Source organism: Nonomuraea diastatica, assembly GCF_004349015.1.
In the GTDB taxonomy this organism is placed as follows: domain Bacteria; phylum Actinomycetota; class Actinomycetes; order Streptosporangiales; family Streptosporangiaceae; genus Nonomuraea; species Nonomuraea diastatica.
In genome coordinates this window covers 1-8,094 of the sequence record NZ_SMKP01000298.1, presented here as the reverse complement: position 1 = coordinate 8,094, position 8,094 = coordinate 1, and the positions used below count along the sequence as shown (strand labels likewise).

The 8,094-nt window shown below is 72.2% G+C and carries 7 protein-coding genes; 6 read left to right on the top strand and 1 reads right to left on the bottom strand.

Annotated features, from left to right (window positions below):
- The 4 genes from E1294_RS49765 to E1294_RS49750 form a co-directional block, all read left to right on the top strand.
- Positions 1–435 (top strand): cytochrome P450 (locus E1294_RS49765; protein WP_132519648.1); only part of this gene is annotated, 435 nt, incomplete at its 5' end.
- 2 nt (positions 436–437) lie between these two features.
- A complete protein-coding gene (locus E1294_RS49760) occupies positions 438–2,018 on the top strand; it encodes a peroxidase family protein (RefSeq protein ID WP_132519645.1) in 1,581 nt (526 codons plus the stop codon).
- Positions 2,015–4,207 (top strand): hypothetical protein, encoded by a 2,193-nt coding sequence (locus E1294_RS49755; protein ID WP_132519642.1) that lies wholly within the window; start codon positions 2,015–2,017, stop codon positions 4,205–4,207. The genes E1294_RS49760 and E1294_RS49755 overlap by 4 nt, the downstream gene beginning before the upstream one ends.
- Before the next feature lie 16 nt (positions 4,208–4,223).
- Positions 4,224–4,466, top strand: a complete 243-nt coding sequence (locus tag E1294_RS49750; protein WP_132519639.1) for a hypothetical protein — start codon at positions 4,224–4,226, stop codon at positions 4,464–4,466.
- A gap of 10 nt (positions 4,467–4,476) precedes the next feature.
- Here E1294_RS49750 and E1294_RS49745 read toward each other — a convergent pair whose 3' ends face one another.
- Positions 4,477–5,889 (bottom strand): flavin monoamine oxidase family protein, encoded by a 1,413-nt coding sequence (locus tag E1294_RS49745; RefSeq protein ID WP_246083842.1) that lies wholly within the window; start codon positions 5,887–5,889, stop codon positions 4,477–4,479.
- Between the two features lie 430 nt (positions 5,890–6,319).
- Between E1294_RS49745 and E1294_RS49740 the strand changes: the two genes are divergently transcribed.
- Both E1294_RS49740 and E1294_RS49735 read left to right on the top strand, forming a co-directional pair.
- Positions 6,320–7,189, top strand: coding sequence for an MBL fold metallo-hydrolase (locus E1294_RS49740; protein WP_132519633.1), 870 nt, complete (start codon positions 6,320–6,322; stop codon positions 7,187–7,189).
- Between the two features lie 364 nt (positions 7,190–7,553).
- Positions 7,554–8,094 (top strand): hypothetical protein (locus E1294_RS49735; protein ID WP_220448403.1); only part of this gene is annotated, 541 nt, incomplete at its 3' end.

Genomic DNA, 8,094 nt, shown 5'->3' with positions numbered 1-8,094 from the left:
GCCGCCGACTCTGCCCGCTTCGACCCCTACGTGTGGGAGGCGCTGCGCTTCAACCCGTTCTTCAAGCTGCTCCCCCGCAGGTGCGAGCGCGACCACGTCCTGGCCGCCGGCACCCCGCGCAGCACGGTGATCCCCGCGGGCACGCTCGTGCTCGCCGCGCCGGCCTCGGCCATGTTCGACGCGGACGTGGTGCCGGAGCCCGGCGAGTTCCGCCTCGACCGGCCGCGCCACCACCAGCTGTTCTTCGGCCACGGTCACCACTCCTGCCTGGGCGTGCACCCCGCCGCCGCGGTCGTCTGCGAGGTCGTACGCCGCCTGCTGCTGCGCCCCGGCGTACGCCCTGTCCCGCCGCCGGAAGGGGCCCTCGTCAGATCGGGCGGCATCTTCCCCGACCGGTTCGTTCTCGCGTTCGGCTCCGAGGGCCAGGAAGGGTGACGATGTCCACGAGCAGAGCGCGCAGTGCCGCCACCGACGGGGTCGCCAACCGGCTCAGGTTCCTGGCGTTGACCGGCGGCAGGCCCCTCTGGGACGTCGTACACGCCGTCCCTGCGCTACGGCGGCGGGTCAACGCCGCACTGATCGACAGCGCGATCCGGGAGATGCCGCCTCGGCCCGAGCCGCTCAGCACGATGGCCGGCTACACCTCGTGGCCCTCGCTGACCGACCGCACCTACAGTGGCAGGCACCTGCCCCCGCTCCCCCTGCCCGAGGCGAACCGGCCTGCCCCAGAGCGCGCCGCCGACCTGTTCGCCCGTGGCGACACCATGATCCCCTGTCCGCGCTCCTCGGTTCTGTTCGCCTACTTCGCCCAGTGGTTCACCGACGGCTTCCTGCGCGGCGACACCAACGTCCCGCGCGATCCCCGTAAGAACACCTCCAACCACCACATCGACCTGAACCAGCTCTACGGCCTGGACGAGACGGCCACGGCGGCGCTGCGCACCTTCGACGGGGGCCTGCTCAAGAGCCAGACCATCAACGGCGGGGAGTTCCCTCCCCATCTGTGCGAGAACGGCAAGACCAAGCCGGAGTTCGCCCCGCTGAGCGTGATCCGCTTCGGCGAGCTCACCGACGCGCAGCGCGACACCCTGTTCGCGACAGGAAGCGACCGGGGCAACATCCAGATCGGGTTCACCATGCTCACGGTGCTGTTCCTGCGCGAGCACAACAGGGTGGCGCGGCTGCTCGCCGGACGCCATCCGCGCTGGGACGACGAGCGCCTGTTCCAGACGGCGCGCAACATCCTCATCGTGCTGCTGATCAAGCTCGTGGTCGAGGAGTACATCAACCACATCACCCCCTACCACTTCCGGTTCACCCTCGATCCGCGGCTGACGGCGATGCTGGCCCGCGCACCCTGGCACCGCGAGAACTGGGCCTCGGTGGAGTTCAACCTCGTCTACCGCTGGCACAGCCTGATCCCGTCCCGGCTGTCGGTGGGCGGTCGTGACCTGCCGATGGCGCAGACCCTGGCCGGCGCCGCGCTGATCCCCGAGCCCGGCCTCGGCCGGCTCTTCGAGGACGCCTCCCGCCAGCGCGCCGGGCGCATCGGCCTGTTCAACACCGACCCCCTCCTGAGGGAGGTCGACGTGGCCAGCATCGCCGACTCGCGGATGCTCGGCCTGGCACCGTACAACAACTACCGGCAGCACTGCCGCTTTCCCCGGGTGCGCCGGTTCGAGCAGGTCTCCGGCGACGCGCGGGTCAGCGGCGCGCTGCGCGACCTCTACCACGGCGTCGACGACCTCGACCTGTACGTCGGCCTCTTCGCCGAGGAGCCCGGCTCGCCCGACGCCATCCTGCCGCCACTGCTCACGAAGATCATCGCCATCGACGCCTTCTCCCAGGCGCTGACCAATCCCCTGCTGGCCCCGAGGGTGTTCAAGGCCGCGACCTTCTCCCCTGAGGGCCTGCGGATCATCGCGACCACGAGAACGTTGTCGGACGTGCTGCACCGCAACGTCCCCGAGGACCCGCGCCCCCGTTTCGTCAGCATGACCCGGCGGCCGGCCCGATGACCGGACCGGAGAACGAACCGCGGAACGAACCGCCGAACGGGCCACGGATTGGAAGCCCGCTGCGGGAGGCGGCCCGCGAGCTCGTCGACGTCGCCACCACCATCAGGCTGGCCGGAGCGCACGCCACGGCCGCGCTGACCGACGGCGCCCTGCTCACGGCCCTGCCCCACGCCCCCGCGGCGGGCCTCCTGGCCCACCGCACGCTCCTGCACGCCCTCACCGACGGCGGAGCACTCGGGTACGCGCCCGCCGGTGGCCGGCTGGGCACCCTGGCGGCGCGGCTGGGCACCCTGGCGGGCCAGGAGAGCCTGGCCGTCCGCGTGCTGGCCACCTCGCTGCGGCTGCGCATCGCCGCCGTCGCCACCGAGCACCCCGAGCTGGCGCGCGACCCGCTCATCGTCCGGCTCGTCGAGGCGGCCGCGGCCGACCGCGACCTGGAGGCCGTACGCGCGCTGCGCGCCCTGCTCAAGGACCGCGGCGTGGTACGCGCGCTCAGCCAGATCGCCCCGGTCTTCGGCGAGGTCCTCGCCCTGCGGGCACTCCTGGACGAGAACCCGCTGAACGACCGCACCGCCTGGCTGATCGCGACCGGCGGTGGCCACGCCACCGCCGACCCGATCACCGGCATCAGCAACCGTGCCGTCGCCGCGCTCGACACGGGGGCGGGCGCCGCGCGCAGGACCAGCCTGACCGCGGCCGAGACCGCACGGCTCGGCTCCGAGGCGTCGCTGCTCGGCTTCCTGCGCAACATCAGCGTGCTCGGCACGACGGGCCGGGTGCTCATCCAGAGCGTCGAAGGCCCCGACGGGGTCGTGCGCCACGTGGTCCAGGCGCCCGGCATGCGGGCCGGACACCTCGACCACGACTCCCCCCAGGACCTGCTCGGAGCCTTCAGCAGCACCGTGCTCGACAGCAACCCGTACAGCCGCGCGCTGGCCGCGGCCGTACGCGACTACGGCCTGCCGCAGGGCGCCGAGGTGGCCCTCATCGGTCACAGCGCGGGCGGCGCCGCCATCATGAACCTGGCCCAGGACGCCGGGTTCTGCACCCGTCACACCGTCACCCATGTCGTCGCCGTCGGCGCGCCCGTCGACTTCAAACGGCCCGCCGACCCCCGCACCTGGATCGCCAGCGTCACCAACCAGCACGACATCGTCCCCACCCTCGACGGGCAGGGCGCGGGAGCCTGCTTCGACCTGCACCCCGGCTGGTACGTGGTGGACTACTCCGACGCCACGCACCTGTTCCCGCTCTGCCACGGCATCGACCGCTACATCGCCAACCTCGCCGAGGACCTGCCCGAGGCCCGTGAGCTGATGGACGCGCGGCTCGCGCCGTACCGGGGGCCGGTCGTGCGCTCGCAGGCGTACCGGCTGTTCGACCACGCGCCGCGCCCCGGCGGCTTCCCCTTCCTCATCGTGCCCACCTACGCGGTGGACGGCCCTGACGGGCCGGTCGAGCTGCCGATCAGGTGCGAGGACGGCAGCGCTCTGACGGCGTACTTCGCCGCGGACGCCGCCGCGGTCGCACGCCTGCTGCACGGGACCGGCCTCGGCGGGGCCGTCGGGGTCGCGGGCCGCGCACTCGTCACCGTGCACGCCTCCTGGAACCGGCGCACCAGCGTGGGCGGCTACCGCGAGCTCCACGTCGGGCTCGTCGTAGCGGGCCCTTGGCGTTCCTGGTCGCCCCGCCTCGGACCGCTCCGGGGTGCGGACCTGCTGCGGAGGGCCGACCGGCGATCCTCGGGCGGCTTCATGGCGGGCTCCGTGGTCGACACCGCCGCCGTCCACGCCATGGGGGCGCGGTTGTGGGGCGCCGGAACGTACTTGGCGCCGCTGGAGTTCGGGCTCACCGCCAGGAGCGTCCGCGTCACCGTCGGTGGCCCCGGCGACCGGCTGCTTGCCCTGCACGGCCTGCTCGGCCCCGGGCTCCCCGTGAACGCCCTCGACCTGGTCGGCTACGCGCGGGGAGCGGCGGGCAAGACGCTGCGCTCCTGTGTCCGCACCCGCGGGCGCGGCCGCCTGCACCCCCTCCCCCGGCTTCGCCTGACCGTTCAGCCGGGGTCGGCGCACCCGCTGGCCCACCGGCTTCGCGAGCTGGGCCTCGACGGTGCCCGGCCGCTGCTGTGCCTGTCGGCCGGCACCCGCCAGACGCTTCAGGACGCCGCCGTACCCGTGCCAACCCACTGACCCGTTCCGAGGAGCCATGCCAGCCGATCCCACGGTGATCGCCGCCCACGCCGAGGTCCTGCAGTCCGACGCCCGCGCGCTCGCCGACTGCGCCGAACGCCTGCAGACGATCGAGGCGAGGTTGGAGGCCGACGGCATCGCGCCACGATGGTTGCGCGAGGCGGTCAACGCCCACCTCGCCGCCTGCGCTGCCGCCGCCGCGGACCTGAGCGCGGCGGCGGCCCACCTCAGCCGCTACGCCGAGCGGGCGCGCCGCTGACGTGTGGCGCTCAGCTCGCCTCGTGCACGGCGCGGGCCGCGCTCAGCCCCGACTCCAGGGCGCCCTCGATCCACGCGTGCCACAACGAGCAGTGCTCGCCGGCGAAGTGCACGCGGCCCTCCGGCGCGATGATCGCGTCATGCAGGCTGCTCTGCTGGTGCGGCTCGAACAGGGCGAAGGCGCCGGCCGCGTAGGGGTCGTTGTACCAGGCGTGCGTGACCCCGAACTCGAAGTGGTCGTGGATCTCCGGGTGGATCTTGGCGACGTCCTCCACGGCCTGGTCGATCCGCTTCTGCGGCGGCATCGCGCCCCACCGCAGCGCGTCCTGGCCCCAGGTGTAGCTGGCCAGCAGGACCGAGCGGTCCTCGCCGGGAGCCGGGTGCGAGGGATAGCAGATGCGCCGGATCGGCAGGTCGGTGACCGTGGTGCCGCCGACGATGCCGTCGGTCTGCTCCCAGAACGCCCGCCGCACCTGGAAGAGGATCTTGGTGGAGGCGTTGTAGTTGAGCTCGCGGATCGCGCGCTGCTTGCGGCGGGAGAAGGCGGGCCTGGTCTCGATGTCGCGCAACACCGAGAACGGGATCGTGCAGATGGCGTGGTCACCGGTGAGCGTCGTCCGGCCCGAGCCCGTCCTGACGTGCAGGGTGACCGCGTGGTCGTCCTGCTCGATGGCGGTGACCTCGTGGCCGAACCTGATGTGGGCCTTGAGCTCCTGGTAGAAGGCGGTCGGCAAGCGGTCGGCGCCGCCCTCGATCTCCTGCATGTCCTCGAACGCCCGCCCGATGATCTCGCGGAACTGCTCGATGATCGCCGCGTTGAGGTTGGATTCCCTGAAGCTCATCACGCCGTAGAGCTCGATGGCCCCCTCGGAGAACCCGCGCTCACGCAGGAAGCTGCGGATGGAGTAGCGGTCGTACTCGGCGCAGATGCGGTCGAGCGCGTCCTCGCCCTCCTGCGCGTACAGGTCGTGGACCTCCTGCGTGGCGGTGCGCCACAGATCCTCGTAGGTGCGGCCGCGTTCGTGCTCGGCCAGGTCGAAGTCGACGAGCCCGGGGTCGGCGTTCAGCTCCCCCATCGTGGTCCTGACGCCCTGGAGGTAGGCCAGGGCGCTGGGGTTGCCCATGACGAACGGGCGCAGGGCCAGGCCGAACTTCGCGCAGTAGGCGAGCGTGAGGTCGTGCACGCGGGGGATCCGCATCGCGCCCGCCTCGGCGTACAGGCCGGGGGCGAAGCCTCGCAGGGTGAGCACGCGCCCGCCCACCCGCTGCTGCGCCTCCAGGACGACGGGCTCGTGCCCCTGGCGCATCAGCTCGTAGGCGGCGACCAGCCCGGCCATCCCCGCTCCGATGATGAGCACACGCTTGTTGGGGCGGCCTCCGCCGGCGAGCCCCTGCTCGGCCGTGGCGACCACCTCCGCCGGCACCCTGAGATCGTGACTCGGTCTCGGCGCTCCCGCGTCGACCGGCTCTGGCGGCATGGCCGCTGATGGGCTCTCTTTCAGGGGTCCACACTCCTTCACGCTCACGTAAAGCACATGTCTGCTTACGGTAAGCGATGATACCCGGCCGAGGCGCGCTTCCTTGACGCGGCTTCGGCGTTTCCCCGGCGGTGGCCTCACATGTGACCGCATGCCGCCCTGGAAGGAAGGGGCAGCTGAACCCTCCTGCCGTGCACGCGCCTACTGACGGATCAGCCGCCTCCGACACACCGACGGCCTGCCCGACACCGCAACAGGCAGCAACGACCCCGGCACTGCCCCGCTGGTCATCTGAGAGATCATCTCACCAACACCGGGATCATCACGGCATGGGGCGAGTCATCACCCGCGTGCAAGGCATGGCAGCATCGCGGCCATGACCCTCAGCGTTCCCCGCCTCCGGATCGGCTCGACCGAGATCCTCGCCCTCGCCGACGGCGAGGGCCCGTTCTTCTCCGCGCGCGCCGAGGCCTTCCCCGAGGCCACGGCCGCTCAGTGGGCTGAGGCCGACCGCTACGACCCGGGCGCGGCCGACGCCGAGGGCCGCTGGCGGCTCCAATTCCGCGCGTACGCCATCCGCGGCGACAAGGGCCTCACCATCGTGGACGCCGGGATCGGTCCGGCGGACGGCCCGGCCCGCTCGTGGGCGCCCGTGCCCGGTAGGCTCCCCGAGTCGCTCGCCGCCGCGGGCATCGACCCGGCCGAGGTCGACACCGTGGTGCTCACGCATCTGCACACCGACCACGTCGGGTGGGCAGTCGTGACCGAGGCGGCCGTCCCATCAGCGGGCGGCTCGGTGGACGGCAACGCTTCGCCCGGCAGCGCGACCAGCGGCCGTCGCCCTTATTTCCCGAATGCCGAATACCTGCTCCAGCGGGCCGAGTTCGACGCCCTCGACGCGCTCAACCCGCAGCTTCGGAACACCCTCACCGACCCGCTCGAGGCGGCCGGTCGGCTCCGGCTCCTCGACGGGGACACGCCGCTGCGCGCCGGGCGCGCGGTCGCCACGCCAGGTCACACGCCCGGGCACCAGAGCGTGCTGGTCGCCGACGGGCGCGAGCTGGCGCTCGTCACCGGCGACCTCCTGGTGCACGCGCTCCAGCTGCTCCACCCCGAGCTCGCCTATTCGCACGAGATCGACCCTGAGGCGGCCAGGCACTCAAGGGAGCGCATGCTCGGCCGCGAAACCGCCACCACGCTGCACCTGGCGACGCCGCACCTGACGGAGCCGTTCGTCTCGGCGTGATCGATGCCCGAAAGCACAAGCTCAGTCCGTCCGGAGGTGGCGACAATGTCTGAGGTTCTGCCACTGCACGCTCGGGCCCTGGCGACCCTACCGCTCCCCCATCTCCTAAAGGCGACGGTCCCCTCAGAAGGCTCTGATGGGCGTCTTGCGATCTGATTGACCCAAGGGATGGCTGCGCGCATGGGCCGAGGGGATCCAAAGGTCGGGTTGTGAGATTCCGGTCATTTACCGCCGGAACCTACAGGCTGCCGGCACGGCGCGGACCACGTGGCCATCACGGCTCCCGCCGGACGATCGACGTCATCGTTAGAGGGAATATGGGGTGATTGCAGCATGTGAGGCTGGGTTGCCCCACAATGGACTGATGGCACACCCGCAGCAACCCCAGCCCCATGGGCCCTGGGGGCAACAGGGGCAACAGGGGCACGGGCCGCCATCGGGCCAGGGCACCCCGCCGCCCGGATACGGCCCCCCTCAGCCTCCTGGCCATCAGCAGTACGGTCAACCCGGCCAGCAGGGTCCCGGGCCGCACCCGGGTCAAGGCGCCCCACCGCCCGGCTACGGGCAACCGCCCGCCCAGGGGCCCACGCCTTACGACCAGGGCGCGGGCCCGTACGGTCAGGGCCCGGGACAGCACGGTCAGGGCGCGGATCAGTACGGCCAGGGCCAGCCTTACGGCCAGAACCCGGGACAGTACGGCCAGGGCGCCGGCCAGCAGTACGGCCAGGGGCCTGGACAGTACGGCTACGGCAACCAGGCGGGTGCGCCGCCCTACGGTTCCCCTCCGCCGGGCGGCCGGAACAACAACGCCGTGCTCATCGGCGTGATCGTCGCCCTGTCGGTGCTCCTCATCGGCGGCGGCGCGTTCGGCGCGTACGCCTATCTCAACGCCCCCGGCCCCGAAC